The 14,729-nt window shown below is 60.0% G+C and carries 14 protein-coding genes and 2 tRNA genes; 7 read left to right on the top strand and 9 right to left on the bottom strand.

Features of this window, described 5'->3' with window-relative positions; all coding sequences use genetic code 11:
• The 4 genes from L9Z73_RS13325 to L9Z73_RS13310 form a co-directional block, all read right to left on the bottom strand.
• The coding region (locus L9Z73_RS13325; RefSeq protein WP_247401667.1) for an FAD-dependent oxidoreductase at positions 1-728 on the bottom strand (728 nt) is incomplete at its 3' end.
• A gap of 68 nt (positions 729-796) precedes the next feature.
• Positions 797-1,117 (bottom strand): NIPSNAP family protein, encoded by a 321-nt coding sequence (locus L9Z73_RS13320; protein WP_079443204.1) that lies wholly within the window; start codon positions 1,115-1,117, stop codon positions 797-799.
• Positions 1,086-2,864 carry an FAD-dependent oxidoreductase gene (locus L9Z73_RS13315; protein ID WP_247401666.1) on the bottom strand — a complete coding sequence of 593 codons (1,779 nt, stop codon included), beginning with the start codon at positions 2,862-2,864 and terminating at the stop codon, positions 1,086-1,088. The genes L9Z73_RS13320 and L9Z73_RS13315 overlap by 32 nt, the downstream gene beginning before the upstream one ends.
• Before the next feature lie 35 nt (positions 2,865-2,899).
• Complete coding sequence (locus L9Z73_RS13310; RefSeq protein ID WP_247401665.1) at positions 2,900-3,718, bottom strand: shikimate dehydrogenase family protein; 819 nt, start codon at positions 3,716-3,718, stop codon at positions 2,900-2,902.
• Positions 3,719-3,863: 145 nt separating this feature from the next.
• Between L9Z73_RS13310 and L9Z73_RS13305 the strand changes: the two genes are divergently transcribed.
• On the top strand, positions 3,864-4,637 hold the full coding sequence (locus L9Z73_RS13305; protein WP_247401664.1) for an IclR family transcriptional regulator domain-containing protein: 774 nt from the start codon (positions 3,864-3,866) through the stop codon (positions 4,635-4,637).
• 29 nt (positions 4,638-4,666) lie between these two features.
• Here L9Z73_RS13305 and L9Z73_RS13300 read toward each other — a convergent pair whose 3' ends face one another.
• Together L9Z73_RS13300 and L9Z73_RS13295 are read right to left on the bottom strand one after the other, a co-directional pair.
• Positions 4,667-6,424, bottom strand: a complete 1,758-nt coding sequence (locus L9Z73_RS13300; protein WP_247401663.1) for an FAD-dependent oxidoreductase — start codon at positions 6,422-6,424, stop codon at positions 4,667-4,669.
• On the bottom strand, positions 6,421-7,275 hold the full coding sequence (locus L9Z73_RS13295) for an IclR family transcriptional regulator (RefSeq protein ID WP_247401662.1): 855 nt from the start codon (positions 7,273-7,275) through the stop codon (positions 6,421-6,423). The genes L9Z73_RS13300 and L9Z73_RS13295 overlap by 4 nt, the downstream gene beginning before the upstream one ends.
• Positions 7,276-7,659: 384 nt before the next feature.
• On the opposite strand from L9Z73_RS13295, the gene L9Z73_RS13290 reads away from it, so the two are divergent.
• The 6 genes from L9Z73_RS13290 to L9Z73_RS13265 all read left to right on the top strand — a co-directional run bounded on the left by L9Z73_RS13290 (position 7,660) and on the right by L9Z73_RS13265 (position 11,393).
• Positions 7,660-8,484, top strand: a complete 825-nt coding sequence (locus L9Z73_RS13290; protein WP_247401659.1) for a sugar phosphate isomerase/epimerase family protein — start codon at positions 7,660-7,662, stop codon at positions 8,482-8,484.
• Positions 8,485-8,554: 70 nt separating this feature from the next.
• The gene (pcaQ, locus tag L9Z73_RS13285; RefSeq protein ID WP_247401656.1) at positions 8,555-9,484 is read left to right on the top strand and encodes a pca operon transcription factor PcaQ; all 930 of its coding nucleotides are present in this window, start codon (positions 8,555-8,557) and stop codon (positions 9,482-9,484) included.
• Positions 9,485-9,614: 130 nt separating this feature from the next.
• Complete coding sequence (gene pcaH / locus L9Z73_RS13280; RefSeq protein ID WP_247401654.1) at positions 9,615-10,334, top strand: protocatechuate 3,4-dioxygenase subunit beta; 720 nt, start codon at positions 9,615-9,617, stop codon at positions 10,332-10,334.
• A 12-nt stretch (positions 10,335-10,346) separates the two neighbouring features.
• Positions 10,347-10,949, top strand: coding sequence for a protocatechuate 3,4-dioxygenase subunit alpha (pcaG, locus tag L9Z73_RS13275; protein WP_247401653.1), 603 nt, complete (start codon positions 10,347-10,349; stop codon positions 10,947-10,949).
• A gap of 272 nt (positions 10,950-11,221) precedes the next feature.
• Positions 11,222-11,297 (top strand) — tRNA-Val (locus L9Z73_RS13270).
• Positions 11,298-11,316: 19 nt separating this feature from the next.
• Positions 11,317-11,393: transfer RNA gene (locus L9Z73_RS13265), tRNA-Asp, on the top strand.
• Positions 11,394-11,616: 223 nt separating this feature from the next.
• Here L9Z73_RS13265 and L9Z73_RS13260 read toward each other — a convergent pair.
• From L9Z73_RS13260 to L9Z73_RS13250, 3 genes are all read right to left on the bottom strand, one after another.
• Complete coding sequence (locus L9Z73_RS13260; protein WP_247401652.1) at positions 11,617-12,570, bottom strand: sensor domain-containing diguanylate cyclase; 954 nt, start codon at positions 12,568-12,570, stop codon at positions 11,617-11,619.
• Between the two features lie 3 nt (positions 12,571-12,573).
• A complete protein-coding gene (locus L9Z73_RS13255; protein ID WP_282598620.1) occupies positions 12,574-13,587 on the bottom strand; it encodes a response regulator in 1,014 nt (337 codons plus the stop codon).
• Between the two features lie 333 nt (positions 13,588-13,920).
• The gene (locus L9Z73_RS13250; protein ID WP_247401650.1) at positions 13,921-14,613 is read right to left on the bottom strand and encodes a response regulator; all 693 of its coding nucleotides are present in this window, start codon (positions 14,611-14,613) and stop codon (positions 13,921-13,923) included.
• Positions 14,614-14,729: the final 116 nt, after the last annotated feature.

Raw genomic sequence — 14,729 nt, 5'->3', positions numbered from 1 at the left:
TCACCGTCACGCAGCAGTTCGCGCACGGGCGTGTCAGTCAGCAGGCGAACCTTGCGATCCAGCGCGCTTTTGAGCAGCCGGGCAACCAGGGCGTTGCCGTTCACCAGGTGCAAGCCTCGGCCATGAAGCAGCAGGTCGCGGGCGTGGCGCAACAGACGCTTGCCGGCGTAGAGCAATGAGGACAGCGACTGGCGGGCGTTGAGAAAATGATTGAGGTCGGCACCGCCGGCGATGCCCATTCCTGCCAGGCTGATCACGTCGAGCGGGCGTCGGAGTTTGTTGATCCAGGGGCCGAGGCGGCGACCGTCGAACGGTTGCGCACAGACCGAACGGCCGCCTTTTGCATAACCTTCGCTGGCGTGAAAATCAGGCATTTTGCTGCCGGAGAAAAACTGCACCTCGGTGTGGCGTTGAAAAAAATCGACCATCTGTGGGCCTTGCGCGAGGAACATCTCCACGCGCGGGTCGAGCACTTCGCTGCGCAGTTCATGGCGCAGGTAAATCCGCGACTGTTCCGGGTCTTCAACGATACCGTCGGCGACGGCCAATGGATTGCGCGGAATCCACAGCCAACCGCCCGACCAGGCGCTGGTACCGCCTAGCTGCGGCTCCTTTTCCACCACGATGACGTCGAGGTTCAGGTGCGCGGCGGTCACCGCCGTTGCCAGGCCGGAGGCGCCAGAGCCGACGACCAGAACATCACAGAGTAGGGGGGCGCTGATGGGCATAGGCATTACCGCGAGAAGAAATGAGGTTGGCCGCTCCCGATCAGAAGCGGCGCAACGCAGCGATGGGGTTATTTGAGCGGAGAAAAATCGGTTGGGCGCAGCAGTCGTGATTCCAGCGTCACCACGGCGTCCAGTTCCTTGTTCTGCCGTGCGAAGTCCTGCCAGCGGGGATCGGCCGCCATGGCGTTGCGGCGGGTCATGCGCTCGTCAAGGCTGGCGTAGCCCCAGATGTGCACCACTTGATTGACTTCACCGATTTCGGTGGTGAAAAAACCGACCAGATTGCCCAAGTGCTCTTGCTGCACGGCTAAGGCGGCGCTTTTGTACAGAGCCAGCCAGTCGCCGAGCTTGGTGGGTTTAATCGTGTAGGTGCGCAGTTCGTAATACATGCTGTTCTCCAGTGTGGGATGGGTGTGCGCGGCTGTGGTCGAGCCGGTGAGCGATGTCGCTGGCGGCGAGGTAACCGAACGTGATGCCTGGGCCGAGGGTGATACCGGGGCCGGGGTAAGTGCCGTCCATGATTGAATTCATTTCGTTGCCCGCCGCGTAGAGGCCGGGGATTGGTGCGCCGCTGCGATCCAGCACGTTGGCCTGGCCGTTGGTGACCAGCCCGCGTGCCGAACCGAGGTCGCCGGTAAATAAACACACGGCGTAGAAGGGCGCCTTGCGCAGGGATTTCAGGCAGGGATTGGGCTGATGCAGCGGGTCACCCATGTAGCGGTTGTAGGCCGTACTGCCCTTGCCGAATTGGCGGTCGACGCCTTGATCGGCATCCGCGTTGTACTGCACCACGGTCTGCTCCAGCGTGTTCGCCTCCAGGCCGGCGATGAGCGCCAATTCGCCGAGGCTGTCGGCACGCAGCAGATAACCGGCGTCGATCAGTGCGCGGTTGTCGACGGGGCGCGGACGCGCCAGGCCCATGCCGTAGTTGTTCATCGCTTCGCTGTCACAGATCAGCCAGCAGGGCGCATTGGCGCCGCCATTGGCGAACATGGCTTCGACGAAACAGTGATAGGAGTTGGATTCATTAACGAAACGCCGCCCGGCACGGTTGACCGCAATAACGCCGGGTTTGGCGCGATCGGTGACCAGATGCGGAAAGCGTTCCACGCTGCCGTCGCTCTTGTGCAGCACCGAAACCGGGGCCCAGAAGAAATTCGCCGACAGGTTGTCGCCGATTGCCGCGTTGACCGAGGCCGCCAGGCGTTGCCCATCACCGACGTTGGCGGGCGGCGACATGCTCCAGTGCTCCGAATCAGTCGATGGCCGCTGTTCGGCGGCTTGTGCGCTTGCGGCAAAACCACCCATTGCCAGCACCACACCGCCACGCGCGAACACGGAATGAGTTGTTCCGCGCCTGGAAATCTGCACGCCCTTGACCGAACCCTGTTCAACGATCAAGGCCTCGGGGGTTGCTTGCAGCCACAGGTCGACACCCTTGGCCAGCGCAGTGGTGGCCAGGCGTGCGATCAAGGCATTACCAACGGTCAGGCGGGTGCCGCGTGGATGGTTGAGGCGGTCGACGGCGTAACGTCCTATCAGTTTAAGGCAGTGCCAGAGGGATTTGGGCGAACGCTTGAAGCTGAGGAAGTGCTGGATATCGACACGATTGACCATCATGCCGCCGAAAAGCAGCATGCCGTCCGGCGGGCGTTTGAGGTCTTTGAAATGCTCACCGAGGTGGCGGCCGTCGTACTCGTCGATTTCCAGCGCGCGACCTGTTTGCGTGCCACCCGGCAAGTCCGGGTAGTAGTCGGGCGACAACGGTCGCAGGCTGTACTTGAGTTCGCTGTGGGTTTCCAGGTAGCGCAGGGCTTCACGGCCGTGTTCGATGAAGGCATCGATCAACTGCGGGTTGTAGCCGCTGCCGATCACCTCTTTCAGATAACGGCGCATCTGTTCGGCGGGCAGGCAATGCCCGGCGGCCCGGGCCTGGTCGGTGTCGTGCAGCCACACCGCACCACCGGAAATCGCCGACGTACCGCCGAAGGCCTCGGTCTTTTCCACCAACAACACCTTGAGGCCGCGGCAACTGGCAGTCACCGCCGCGGCGAATCCGGCCGCGCCGCTGCCCAGGACAATCACGTCATAGGTCAGCTCGGCATGGGCGGAGGGCAGGGAAGTCTTCGTGTTCATTATTGTTATCGCCTGTTAAGGACGCCCCCGGAGAGTCAGATCTCCAGCGGCGTCACGCCCATGAAGTGACCGAGGTTGCCCAACTGCGCCAACGCCATTTCCGGCCCGGTCTGGATCGGGCAGCCGAGGCGTCGGGCCATGGCGAGAAACGGTGTCACCGCCGGTGATGTCACGACATCCGCCACCAGGGTTTTGGCGTTCAGGGTTTCCATCAGCGCAGTTGGCAACGGCATCGGGCCGTTGTCATTGGTTGCACTCATGCCGACGGGCGAGGCGTTGACGACCAGGTCGAAGTGCTCGAGCGACGCCGGGCTGGCGCTGATCACAATCTGCGGGAAGGCACTGCGTAGAAGGTCGCCGAGCACCTCGACGCGCGCATGGCTGATGTCGCTGATGACCAAATGGCTGACCCCGGCCTGGCACAACGAATACGCGATCGCGCTGCCGACGCCGCCGGTACCGATCACCAGAACCTGTTGGTCCTTGGGGTTGAAACCGTGCTTGCGCGCAGCGTTGAGAAAACCTTCGCCGTCGACGATATCGCCCACCAGTCGACCGTCGGTCTCGCGGCGGATCACATTGACCGAGCACAGCGCCGCCGAGCGTTCACTGACGCCGTCCAGGCGGCTGGCCAGCAGTTGCTTGTAAGGAACGGTGACCACGCATCCGCGCAGGTTTTGCCAGCCGCGCAGGGTCTGGACGAAATCATCCAGGGCGCTCTGTGCAAGGTCGATGGCGAGCATGGCGACGTTCTGCTGGTGGTCGGCGAACCAGCGATTGAAGTTTTCCGGCGATTTCACCTGGGCTACAGGTGAGCCGACGATGGCGACCAGTTCAGTCGAACCCTGAATCATGGGAGGTACTCGCTTATTAGCTGTGTTGTGCCGCTGATACTGCAAGCGGTGAAGGCAGCGAACAATCGAGCTTGTGAGGGATTAGGTTGATAATCGCAGTGTCAGTGCGATAATCGCAGTCTATGCACGATAAAGAATCCGAGTGATGAAAAAACCCACCATCCACCCGCGGGATTTGATCGTCGGCCTGCAAAAAGGCCTGGCGCTGTTGCAGTTGTTTTCCCAGGAGCATCCGCGCCTGAGCGTGCCGCAAGTGGCGCGCATGGCCGATATGACCCAAAGCGCCGCGCGGCGTTTTTTGCTGACCTTGGTGCATGACGACTTTGCGCAGACCGATGGCCGCCATTACTGGCTGACCGCGAAGGCCTTGCGTATTGGCCAGGCTTATGTCGATTCCGCGCTACTGCCGCGCATGCTGCGGCCCATCGTCGAGCAGGTGGCGCGAACCACCCAGGAGCATGTGTCGGTGGGTGTTCGCGACGGTGATGACATTGTGCATGTGGTGCGCAGTCGCTATAGCCACATCACCTCGATGTCGATTCGTCCCGGTTCACGGGTGCCGATGTATTGCACCGGCAGCGGACGGCTGTGGTTGGCGAGTTTTTCGCAGGAGGCGCTGTGCGCTTACTTCCAACGCAACCCTCCTCGAGCCATCACGCCTTATACGCTCACCGACGAAGCACTGATCCGCCGCGAAATCGCCCTGGCGGGCGAGCGTGGTTACGTGATGGTGGATCAGGAATATGAAGTGGGCATGCGGGTGTTGAGCGTGCCGCTGCTGGATCGGGAAGGGCAATTGCAGGCAACGCTGACGCTGACGACTCACGCGTCGCGCATGACGGTTGAGGACATGCGCGAGCGGTATCTGTCGCCGCTGTACGAAGGGCAGGCGCTGCTGCGGCCGATCATGACACTTTGAATGTCAGAACAGGCTTCAGTTGAACGGCGTTACGCGACGTCCTGGGCGTTCGAACTCGCATCGGTTGAATGCTGCGCAGCGGCCGCATGAAGCCCGGCGATATAGCCGAACGTCATGGCCGGCCCGAGGTTGATCCCACCGGAAGGGTAGTAACCGCCCATGACGCTCGCCATGTCGGTGCCGACTGCGTAAAGACCGGTGATAGCGGCTCCACTGCGGTCCACTACCTGGGCATGGCCATTGGTCTTGAGGCCCGCGAATGTGCCGAAGCTGCCAGGGCGGACCTTCACGGCATAGAACGGGCCGTGTTCGATCGGGGCCACGCAGGGGTTGCCTTCGGTAATAAGGGGATCGCCTTGTTTGCGGTTGTAAGGCGTGGAGCCCCGACCGAACGCTGGGTCCTGACCGTTGCGGGCGTGCTCGTTGAAGTTGCGTACCGTTTCAGACAACCCAGCAGGATCGATACCGCAGGCTTCGGCCAGCGCATGGATGGATGCGGCGCGGTGTAAATACCCACTGCGTACCGACGGCCCCACAGGTAGCGGGAACGGCCGCGAATGACCCAGCCCGAAGCGGCGCTGGAAGCGGTGATCGCAGATCAGCCAGGACGCCACTTCTTCGCCTTCTGGCGCCGCGGTCATCATGGCAGCGGTGTAATCGTAGTAGCCGTCGGCTTCGTTGACGAAGCGCTTGCCGGTGGACAGCACGCCAATCAGGCCGGGTTTGGCGCGGTCGATGATGTGGGGGAAATGCCCCGTGCTGCCGTCCGCGTGCGGGACCAACGAAACCGGCGCCCATGCGGCGGGTGATGCAACGTCTACCTCCAGCACGCCGCCGGCAGATTCGCCCAGTGAAATGCCATCGCCCGAACAATCGACAGGGGGCAAGGCCAGGTGGTCGTTGTCTGTCGGCGTGCGCGGGAAAAGCGCCTTGCGCCGACGCATGTCGTTGGGGAAACCACCGGCTGCCAACACGACGCCCCGGGTGGCATAAATGTGCGTGGTGCCGTCTGGCGTGTCGACGATAGCCCCCAAGACCTTGCCTTGATCCAGGATCAATTGGCGAGCGGGGGCGGACTCGATCAGCGTCACACCGCGATCGACCGCCGATTTGGCCAGGCGTGCGACCAACGCCTGGCCGTTGACCAAGTGCATGGCCCGACCGTGGAAGGCCAGATCTCGCAGGTGGCGTAGAAAACGCTTGCTGACATGGATAAAGGATTTGAGCGATTGGGTCATACTCAAAAAGGCCGCCAGATCGGGGCCGGCCATGATCGGCATGCCGAGGAAAGACGTCTCTCTCATGGGTTTGCGCATGCGTCGGATCAACCGCCCCATGTTTCTCGCATCGTAGGGCGCCGCGATCACCTGATGGCCTTGAACGGCGGCGCCGGGAACATGCCCATGAATGTCGGGGATGCCGTTGCCGTCGACCCATTTTAACGCGGTGTTTTCTTCAAAAAACGCCACCATCCGTGGCGCATTGTCCAGAAATGCATCGACCCGTTCGGCGTTGTAGCGTGAACCCAGTTCATTCTTCAAATAGGTGCGCGGTTGCTGTGGATCTTCATCAATACCCGCGCGCTTGGCCAATGGATTGCCGGGAACCCACAGCCATCCACCCGACCATGCCGTCGCGCCGCCGAATGTTTCGTGCTTTTCCACCACGATGACCTTAAGGCCCTGGGACGCGGCGGTCACGGCGGCGGCAAGGCCGGAAGCGCCGGAGCCGATCACTAACAGATCACAATCGAGACGTCTTGACCTGGCGTTGTTCTGGGTGTTCACACTGAGTCACCTTGACTGATATTAATTGCGGTGAGCCCCGGACTCATCAGGGCGGGAGACCCCGGAATCAGTTGCTGGATTTCTGCTACAGCAGCGATGAGTGACGGGGCGATTTGATGCAGCCGCGCTTCGGAAAGCCGGAAAACCGGGCCCGCAACACTGACCACCCCAATCACCTTGCGGCTGATTGGGTGAAACAGGGGAACAGCGATGGCTGACATCCAGTCGGCAAATGTCTGAATGGCCATCGCATAGCCGAGGGTCCGTGCCGATTCGATTCTTGGCAGCAATGCCTCAACGGTTTGCGGGGCATCGGGACCATAGTCCTGGGCCAGACCGAAGCCCTGTCGGCCGACCAGTGCCAGCGCCTGCTCGTTATCCATGGTTGCCATCCAGGCATAGCCGGTCGCGGAGCATGAGAGCTTGGCCGCCATGCCCATGTCCGGGTCATAACGCAGCCCGGAGCGTGCGCCTTGCGCACGCGCAACCCACGTCAGCCGATCCTCGTCCACCACGGACAACCGCACCAGCTCACCGACGTCTGCCGCCAGACGATTGAGCACCGGCTGCACCGCATCAACCGTGCCGTTGGCGCTCAGGTGGGTGAAAGCGAGGACCTGCAACTTGGAGGTCAGCACATACGTGCCACGTTCCTGCTCCTGACGCGCATAGCCGGTTTCACACAAGGTGTTCAGCAGGCGATGGGTTGCGCTTCGAGGGATGCGCAGCTGTTCCGCAATCGCGGTCAGCGGAATCCCTTCGCCGCTGTTGGCCAGCATTTCCAGAATGGCCAGACCACGGTCAAAGCGCCCTACGTAACTGCTTTCGGTGTGACTCGCTGCGCTTGGCATAACCTGGCTCCTCATTGGTTTTGTGACGCCCGTCGTTTCGCTGGAATTGGCTTTCGATAATTCTGGAAAACTATTCCAGTTCCAGCGGCAGTGTCAATTCGCCCGATTGCGCCGACAGGGCGCAAGTCCCGGATTACGGGGGCTTCGGTGGGGAGTCTTATTCAGTGTTCGGTTTTTAAGGAAGAATGATCAATCGGAAAATCAGGCTTTTGTGCGGTTATCGAACACAAACCAACCGCCAAAATCGCTTTCATCCATGCGTGTTTTTTCCACTTGATTTAAAACTGGAACTCAGTTCTAACTAAAAAAGACAGCGGCTCAGGTCGTCACTTTTCGTGACCGAAGCACGTCGCTTTTTTTGGAATTCGAGAACGAGAGTCGACCATGAGCGAACAGATATTTTCCCTGGCTGCCCTGACCGTGCTGGAGCTGTCGCCTCCGGAGATGGTCGAGGTCGCTGCCCGTGCCGGATATAACCATGTCGGCTTGCGGCTGGAACCGGCAACGCCGCAAGAACATCACTTCCCCTTGATGGCAGATGCCGAGTTGCGGCATCGAACGCACCAGCGTCTGCGGGACACCGGGATCAAGGTGCTGGACATTGAGATCCTGCGGTTGAAGCCGGAAACCCGCGTGCAGGATTTCCTTGGCCTTCTGGAAGTCGGTGCCGAGTTTGGCGCGACTGAATTGTTGATCGCCGGCAACGACCCGGACGAAGCCCGCCTGGGCGATAACTTCGCGGCGCTGTGCGACATGGCGGCACCGCTCGGTATCCACCCGCACCTGGAATTCATGCCGTGGACAGACGCACGCGATTTTTCGCAGGCATGGCGCATTGTCGAGAGCGCTGCACGTCCCAACGGTGGGGTTCTGATTGACGCGTTCCACTTCGATCGGTCTGGCTCATCGCTCGCGGAACTGGCCGCCGCCACGGCCAAGGCGCCGCATCGTTTCCGCTACGCACAGCTGTGCGACGTGGCGGGACCGCGCCCCGACGATATGGATGAAATCCTGCGTCAGGCGCGCAATGAACGACGTTTTCCGGGTGACGGCGATTGTGACCTGCACGGCCTGTTGAGCGCGCTGCCCGCCGGTATCCCGCTGAGCCTGGAGACCCCCTCTCGGCAGTTGTTGGAGCAAGGCGTTAGCGCTTTCGACCGGGCGAAGATGGCGCTCGACAAGGCTCATCACGTATTGCAACGGCGCTGATTGGCAGCGTCGCCCGGACATCGGGCGTACACTTTCGCGGCACCGGACACCTCGAAGGCGGCTAAATACGTTGAATATCGACACCCGAATCAAATTCCGCCATCTGGTGTGCTTTCTCGAAGTGGCGCGCCAGGGCAGCCTGGCGCGCGCCTCGGAAAAACTGGCGATCAGCCAACCGGCGCTGTCCAAGACCCTCAAAGAACTCGAAACCCTGCTGACCGCCACTTTATTTGTGCGCAGTAAAAGTGGCGCGGCGTTGACTGAAGCCGGGGTGGCTTTCCTGCGTTATGCCGGGCCGAGCGTACAAGCGCTGCGTGAAGGGGTGAATAGCCTGCGTTCCGGCGAGCATGAGCCCTTCACCGCGCGGCTCGGCGTGTTGTCCACCGTGGAAAGTTTGCTGGTGCCCGAGGTCGTCTGTCGTTTGCATGCCCGGCATCCGGCGTTGGTCGTGAGCGTGGTGACCGGGCCAAGCGCGTACCTGTTGTCGCAATTGCGTGTGGGGGAGCTGGACCTGGTGGTCGGCCGCATGACCGATAGCCCGCAGATCCTGGGGCTGATGTTCGAACATCTGTACAGCGAGTCCATGACCCTGGTGGTGCGTAACGGCCATCCGCTATTGGCTGACCCACACGCGCATGAACACATCGAAAATTATCCGCTGGTGTTGCCGCTGGCGGGGACGACGATTCGCAAATTCGCCGACAGCCTGTTTGTGCAACACAGCATCAGCCCACCGCGCCAGCGTCTGGAAACCCTGTCGTTGATCTTGAGTCGGCGTTATGTGCAGTGCAGTCAGGCGATCTGGGTCGCGCCTTTTGACGCGGTCAGGCAGGACCTGAGTCGAGGTGACCTGGTTGAGTTGGAGTTGGGTATTCGCGAACCCGGTGGTTCTGTGGGGCTGTGCAGCAATCCTGCGTTGACGATGTCCATGGCGGCTCAATGGTGCGTGGAGGTGTTGCGCGAGGTGGGTGAGGAATATCGCGAGGGTTGTTATCCATAACCATTCGGATATGGATAGGGTCGGTTTTTTCAGTTTTGGATGGCGTCTTATCAAGGGAGACTAGGTTGTTGAGTGCTGTTTAGGCAGCGTTAACCGCTGATTTTTATCCATAACAAAAAAGGAAACCGACATGTCTGATGCGGACAACAGCCGTTTCGTCATTCGTGACCGTAATTGGCACCCCAAAGCCCTGACGCCTGACTACAAAACCTCAATCCTGCGTTCCCCGCGTCAGGCGTTGGTGAGCATCCCTCTATCCCAGTCGGAAACCAGCGGCCCGGACTTTTCCCACCTGAAGATGGGGCAGCACGATAACGATCTGCTGCTGAACTTCAATCACGGGGGCTTGCCCATCGGCGAGCGCATCATCGTCGCCGGTCGGATCTGTGACCAGTACGGTAAGCCGATTCCCCATACCCTGGTGGAAATGTGGCAAGCCAATGCCGGTGGTCGCTATCGGCACAAGAAAGACAGCTATCTGGCCCCCATCGACCCTAACTTCGGTGGCGTCGGCCGTGCCTTGACCGACCGCGACGGCAACTACAGTTTTCGCACGGTCAAGCCCGGTCCGTATCCGTGGCGCAATGGTCCCAACGACTGGCGCCCGGCGCATATTCACTTCTCCATCAGTGGCCCGTCGATTGCCACGCGATTGATCACCCAGCTGTATTTCGAAGGTGACCCGCTCATCCCGATGTGCCCGATCGTCAAGTCGATCGCCAACCCGGATGCGGTGCAGAGCCTGATCGCAAAGCTTGATATGAGCATGGCCAATCCCATGGATTGCCTGGCTTATCGCTTTGATATCGTTCTGCGCGGTCAGCGCAAGACCCACTTCGAAAACCGTTGAGGAGGCACGCCCATGCCCGTTGAACTTCTGCCTGAAACCCCGTCGCAAACCGCCGGCCCCTACGTGCATATCGGCCTGGCGCTGGAGGCGGCGGGCAACCCGCCCCGCGAGCAGGAAATCTGGAACGAAATGGCCAAGCCCGGCGCGCCGGGGGAGCACATCCTGTTGCTGGGCCATGTCTATGACGGCAACGGTCACCTGATCCGCGATGCGTTCCTGGAATGCTGGCAGGCTGACCACGAAGGCGTTTACGACAGCGACTACAACCTGGAAAAGCCCTTCAACAGTTTTGGCCGCACGGCGACCACGGAGACTGGCGAGTGGCAGGTCAATACCGTCAAGCCGGGCACCCTGAAGAACGCTGCGGGTGTGCGGATGGCGCCGCACGTCAATGTTTCGCTGTTCGCGCGGGGTATCAATATTCACTTGCAGACCCGTGTGTACTTCGACGACGAAGCCCAGGCCAATGCGGTCGATCCGGTGTTGAATCTGATCGAGCAGCCGCAGCGTCGGGAGACGCTGGTCGCCAAGCGTTGCACGGTTGATGGCAAGTTGGCTTATCGTTTTGATATCCGGATACAAGGCGAGGGAGAAACGGTGTTCTTCGACTTCTGACGGATCACTCCAAAAAGCCCGCTCATTGAGCGGGCTTTTTGCTGTCTGGGCTTTGGAAAACCCGGTGCGGGGTGGCCTGATAACGGGTCATCAGGTCCACCAGCCCACGCCGCTGCCAAGCGTCAGGTAAGCGTAATAGCGCCGCGTTTGGCCCAGAAGAACCCCGTTTTTACCGGGGCGCGCCGCTCATTGGAAAATATTCTAAATAAATTGCATTTAAATCAACACATTGCAGATTTTTCGTATATGATGCGGCCCACACCGAAAGTGAAGGGTGATTAGCTCAGCTGGGAGAGCATCTGCCTTACAAGCAGAGGGTCGGCGGTTCGATCCCGTCATCACCCACCATTCGCTTTATGTGTTACGCGCAGCGGTAGTTCAGTCGGTTAGAATACCGGCCTGTCACGCCGGGGGTCGCGGGTTCGAGTCCCGTCCGCTGCGCCATATTCGGTTACCTGGAACGCTGAACGCCAGGTCACCACAGGAAGCCCGCTCATTGAGCGGGCTTTTTTTTATGTCTGGGATTCAGCTCGGCGATCCCATCTTCTATTGGCGGGACAAGCAATTGCGTAGTTCCCTGTGCACCTATCGCCGACGCGAGCCTCAAGTCGGCTAGTCGGCGCAGAAAGGCTGCGCAGCCGGCGTAAAACCAGGCCCTACGATCACTCTACTCATACACCGACACCCGATTGCGCCCGGCCTTCTTCGACGCAAACAGCGCATGGTCCGCCCAGGCGATCAGGTCGGCATAGTTGATCGAGGGCTGGCTCAGGTCGGCCACCCCCAGGCTGATGGTGAAACGGATGCTCTGGCCGTTGTGCAGCACTTCCAGCCCTTCGACTGCCTTACGCAGACGCTCGGCGAACACCCATCCATTGGTTTTATCGGTGTCCGATAGCACCACGGCGAACTCTTCACCCCCATAACGCCCAGCCACATCGGTTTCGCGCGCATGCTCATGGATCAGCCTGGCGATTTCTTCGATGACCTTGTCGCCCGCCAGGTGACCATAGGTGTCGTTGATCCGCTTGAAATTGTCGATATCCAACATCACCAGGCTGGTGGCATTGCCATAACGCTGGTGCCGCGCATAGGCGCCTTTCAGGCTTTCTTCCCAATGACCGCGGTTGTACAAGCCCGTCAGCCGATCGGTCCTGGAGAGTTGCTGCAATTGCGCATTGGCGGCCTGGAGTTGATGCCGGTTGGTGGCGACGTCAGTGACGTCATAGATCACCAGGCAAATATGCTTGATTTTGCCGTCGGTGGAACGCAGCGGTAACAACGTGGTGTTCTGGTACATGAACTCTTCCTGGCCGGTGATCGGCTGGTAGTTCTTGAACCGCACCAGATACGGGCGCTGCTCCCAGATAGTGAACGCGGGTGTGCCCAGGGTGGCGACGCTTTCCACCTTGCGGCTGAACCATTGCGGGTCGATTTCGGGAAACAGATTCAAAAAATTCTGATTTTGGGCGTCCTTGGGCTGCAACCCGGAGCGGTTCTCCATGAAGGTGTTCCAGACCTGCACGCAATAGTTGCGGTCGAGCACCACAACACCGACGTCGATGTTCTGGACGATTGCCAGCAACCAGTGAAACTCGTTCAGATCGAGAGAATCGTTCATGGCTTAGTTCGTCAAGTAGGCGAGTTTGTGGGTCAATCGTTCGATTGAGTCTTCTGTGAACAGCAACAACAGGTCGAAACGAATATCGTGCCCTTCCAGGCTGTAGCTGATTTCCACGGCCAGGGTCTTTTTCCAGCGCTTGCGGTTGACCTGGATCAGCTCATCGATGCTCGCGTGTTGGCCGAGGATCTGCGGGTGACCTTGAGAAAACACCACATCGATCTGTTCGGCAATGCTGCTCAGGCAGGCACCGATCAGAACGCTGGAGAGGTCTAGCAGCATTTCCATGTCCGAATAGTCGCTGCTGTGGCGCTTCATCAATTGCGCTATGTCGGTGATTTCCGAGTCGTGAAACATCAGCAGGGCTTCGCCAGCGATGCCACTGCCGATAAAACCCTGGCAAATGGCTGTGAGTTCGTTGCAACTGCTGGCATCGGTCAGTGCCATGTGCAACTCGCCGACTTCGAGTATGTTCACGTTCGGTACTGGCAACTGCACAAAGACGCCCAACACCTTGGCTATCAGGGCGGCCGCCCGGCCGATGGCAACGTTGATCGTTTCGCGGAACACATCGTGAAAACTGATGACCGTGTTCGCTATCCGACGATTCCCCGGCGACGCGTTGCCGGGTTCTGTCAGGAGCCCCAACTGACTGAGTGTCTGGCGCAGCTCGCTTTCGTCGAAAGGCTTTTTCAGGAACGCCAGCGCGCCCAGCTCAAGCACGCGGCGCACCGCTTCTTCCTGAATGTCACCGGAGATCACGATGACTAGCGCCTTCAATCCTTCGGCGCGTAAGGCGCTCAATACCTGATAACCATCCATTTCCGGCATGGTCAGGTCGAGCAGTACCACCTGCCCCAAACCCCGGCGTATGGCATCCATGGCCTCGCGACCATTCCCTGCCTCTGTGACCGAAACCGGCCAGTCCGCCGGTAGCGCCCGTAATACCTGCTTACGGGCCATGATGGAGTCGTCACATATTAGTAGGGGAATCGCTGACAAAAGATAGGCACTCATCGGTGTTGAATATCAGGCAAAGCACAACAGCCCATCATGCCCCATAAGCACACCAATACCACCTTATTAAACAGTACTTTATTGAGCGCGACATCCGAGCCAGTCACGGTTGACTCGCCAACCCCGGCGCCTCACGAATGATGAAGTGATCCAGGTTCTCAATATTGGCACTGAACACCCCGAACATTTGCTTGCATGTCCAGACTCTTCGATTACACCGGGTCATCGTGCGCACGGTTGAGTCTGATGATGTGAAGTTCTGATAGACGCTCGGGCGTTGCATCAAGACGCTGCGGTGCGCACATTGCTGCCTGGGGTTTGATCGCTGTCAGCTCAAGGCGCAATCAGCCGGTAGCCCACCTGCAACTCGGTAATGAAGTACTGCGGCTGCGCCGGGTCCTCCTCCAGTTTTTGCCGCAAATGCGCCATATGCACGCGTAGATAATGGGCGCGGTCGACGTAATCCAGTCCCCACACTTCCAGCAGCAGTTGCCGGTGAGTCAGTACCCGGCTCTGGCCGCGAATCATCGCGCAGAGCAGGCGGTACTCGATGGGCGTCAGGTGTACCGGCTGGCCCGAGCGCGACACTTCATGGGTCGCCAGGTCGACCTCGATCTCGCCAAACGTCACCTTGCTGGTCGCCACCACGGTGCCGGTCTGCCCATGCCGGCGCAGTTGGGCGCGGATGCGTGCCAGTAGCTCAGGCACGCCGAACGGCTTGGTCAGGTAGTCATCGGCACCCGCGTCCAGGGCGGCGACTTTTTCTTCTTCGCGGTCACGCGCCGACAGCACCAGGATCGGCACCGCGAGCCAGCCGCGCAGCTCGCTGATGAGTTGTTTGCCATCGCCATCCGGCAAGCCGAGGTCGACGATCACCAGGTCCGGCTGACGGCTGGCGGCATGGATCAGCGCACGTTTGACGCTGTCGGCCTCGAACACCTGAAAACCTTCATCTTGCAGGGCAATGCCGACAAAGCGGCGGATGTTGGCCTCGTCTTCAACAATCAGAATGCGTGCAGTGCTCATAGGAATTCCATGGATGGCGGGGTGCCCGCCGGTAGCGTGATGATGAAATGCATGCCGCACACGCGGCCGGGGTTGGCGTCGATGCGTCCGCCGTGGGCCTCGACGATGCGTTTGGC

The sequence above is a fragment of the Pseudomonas emilianonis genome, assembly GCF_023072625.1.
Taxonomy (GTDB): domain Bacteria; phylum Pseudomonadota; class Gammaproteobacteria; order Pseudomonadales; family Pseudomonadaceae; genus Aquipseudomonas; species Aquipseudomonas paraveronii.
This window is presented reverse-complemented; position numbering and strand designations above follow the sequence as displayed.

Bases quoted from the DNA above. Each gene is read 5' to 3' on its own strand.
- L9Z73_RS13320 (WP_079443204.1), bottom strand. From the start codon at position 1,117: ATGTATTACGAACTGCGCACCTACACGATTAAACCCACCAAGCTCGGC.
- L9Z73_RS13315 (WP_247401666.1), bottom strand. From the start codon at position 2,864: ATGAACACGAAGACTTCCCTGCCCTCCGCCCATGCCGAGCTGACCTAT.
- L9Z73_RS13310 (WP_247401665.1), bottom strand. From the start codon at position 3,718: ATGATTCAGGGTTCGACTGAACTGGTCGCCATCGTCGGCTCACCTGTA.
- L9Z73_RS13305 (WP_247401664.1), top strand. From the start codon at position 3,864: ATGAAAAAACCCACCATCCACCCGCGGGATTTGATCGTCGGCCTGCAA.
- L9Z73_RS13295 (WP_247401662.1), bottom strand. From the start codon at position 7,275: ATGCCAAGCGCAGCGAGTCACACCGAAAGCAGTTACGTAGGGCGCTTT.
- L9Z73_RS13290 (WP_247401659.1), top strand. From the start codon at position 7,660: ATGAGCGAACAGATATTTTCCCTGGCTGCCCTGACCGTGCTGGAGCTG.
- pcaH (WP_247401654.1), top strand. From the start codon at position 9,615: ATGTCTGATGCGGACAACAGCCGTTTCGTCATTCGTGACCGTAATTGG.
- pcaG (WP_247401653.1), top strand. From the start codon at position 10,347: ATGCCCGTTGAACTTCTGCCTGAAACCCCGTCGCAAACCGCCGGCCCC.
- L9Z73_RS13260 (WP_247401652.1), bottom strand. From the start codon at position 12,570: ATGAACGATTCTCTCGATCTGAACGAGTTTCACTGGTTGCTGGCAATC.
- L9Z73_RS13255 (WP_282598620.1), bottom strand. From the start codon at position 13,587: ATGAGTGCCTATCTTTTGTCAGCGATTCCCCTACTAATATGTGACGAC.
- L9Z73_RS13250 (WP_247401650.1), bottom strand. From the start codon at position 14,613: ATGAGCACTGCACGCATTCTGATTGTTGAAGACGAGGCCAACATCCGC.